Raw genomic sequence first — 1,862 nt, forward strand, 5'->3', positions numbered from 1 at the left:
CGCGCCAGCGGCAGCGGTTCACTGACTGGCAACGGCGCGGCTTCCTCCGGCGTGGCGACCGCAGCCACATCAGGCAACGACCAATCATCGGGAGGCGCTTCGGCGACGGGCGCGGCTTCCGGCGGCGGAAAATGCTTCGGCAACTCGGCGCTGACCGCCTGCGGCGACTCCTCCAGCCGCAGCGGCAACGTAATCGGAATGCGCGGCTGCCGCGCGACCTTCGCCTGCAACTGGCGCACCTCGCGGCGCAGCGCGGCGAGCTGCTCCTGCAAATCCCGCACCAGCGCGTGCAGCGTGGCCAGCTCATCCGGCGGCGCGGGCGAATCCTCCGATACACGCGGACGCATCCCAAAAAGGATGAGCGCGAACACAATCCCGAAAAAGCTGAACATCCCGCCACTGCCGAGAAACGCATCAGCCGCGAGCGCGCCCGGCAAAATGACACAAAAATAAAGAATAGAAACCGCGCAGCCGTTCATCGTCTGGCACTCCAGCGGGCGGAAAAATACAGGGCGAGGAAGACCGCGGCGACATGGGCGAGCAACAGCGCCACATCGGCGGCGGAGAGATTGTCGCGCAGATTGGCGAGCATCATCGGCAACATCGTGCCGTGCATCTGCCGCAACGTCTCAAAACCGAGAAACCACACCGTCTCGCCGACAAAACGGGCAAAGCTCAAGAGATACACCAGCGGCAGCGCGATGAGGCTGAAGGCAAGCGGGCGCGTTGGGCGGACAACCATACCCGTGAGCATGACGGCAACCGCCGCAACCAGCGGATAACACCAGTGAAACTGCGTGGCGACGCTGGCAGGCGCGACAATATGCAGCGCGAGCAAATCAACGAAATAAAGCGGTGCAAAAAGGGCAAGCGGTTTGAACATGGCGATTACCGGCTGAAAAGAACAGGTGCATCTTATTATCACCCTGCGGGCGGATACAACCCGACGCACGGCGGAAATCGCCGCCGCTGCCGAAATCCACCGAACAGCTCCCTCCCCCGTGGGGCGCCGCGTCGCTCCGCCCCTATGGTTGTGCCACCCTACAGATTTGCCGCAACAAGACGATAAAGTATTCGGCAGCGACACGTTTTGCGCGAGTGTATCAGCGCCGCCCGCTATGGGCATCGACATCCGCCGTAGTATGGGGCTTGACCCACCATCACAAAACGCCCGGATACAACGGTGGGGCAAGCCCCACCCTACAGATTTGCCGCAAACGCAGGCGTTTAATAAGACGATAGAGCATTCGGTAGCGACTCGTTTTGTGCGAGTGTATCAGCCCCGCCCGTTATGGCCATTGCTATCCGTTGTAGGGTGGGTCTTGACCCACCATCACAAACACCCGGATGCAACGGCGGGGCAAGCCCCACCCTACCGATTTGCCGCAAACGCAGGTGCTTTTGCGGGTTGGGTTAGGGAGTAATAAGACGATGAAGCATTCGGTGGCGACACGTTTTGCGCGAGTGCATCAGCTCCGCCCGCTATGGCTATGCCATCCATCGTAGGGTGGGTCTTGACCCACCATCACGAAGCGCCCGGATGCAACGGTGGGGCAAGCCCCACCCTACGATTTGCCGCAAACGCAGGTGTTGTTTGCGGGTTGGGTTAGGGAGCAACAAGACGATAGAGCATTCTATGGTGATACGTTTTGCGCGAGTGTATCAGCGCCGCCCCTATGGCAATCATCATCCGTTGTAGGGTGGGTCTTGACCCACCATCACGAAGCGCCCGGATGCAACGGCGGGGCAAGTTTGTAGGTAGGGTTAGCGAGGTACGAACGTAACCCAACACATATTCCGTTGTTGGGTTACGCGCTGCGCGCTAGGGGCTGTTTACAATTCACTCATAGCGGTAACCAAAC

1 protein-coding gene and 1 pseudogene are annotated in these 1,862 nt (G+C 60.3%); both read right to left on the reverse strand.

The features are described from left to right. Window positions 1-479 (reverse strand): annotated as a pseudogene (locus Q0349_RS08225) (hypothetical protein); the annotation flags it as partial. Then, window positions 476-883: a hypothetical protein gene (locus tag Q0349_RS08230; protein WP_298080386.1), complete on the reverse strand. Its 408-nt coding sequence runs from the start codon at window positions 881-883 to the stop codon at window positions 476-478. The gene Q0349_RS08230 and the pseudogene Q0349_RS08225, both read right to left, overlap by 4 nt. Window positions 884-1,862 lie beyond the last annotated feature (979 nt).

Origin of the sequence: uncultured Cardiobacterium sp. (assembly GCF_938028185.1) — a bacterium.
Lineage (GTDB): Bacteria > Pseudomonadota > Gammaproteobacteria > Cardiobacteriales > Cardiobacteriaceae > Cardiobacterium.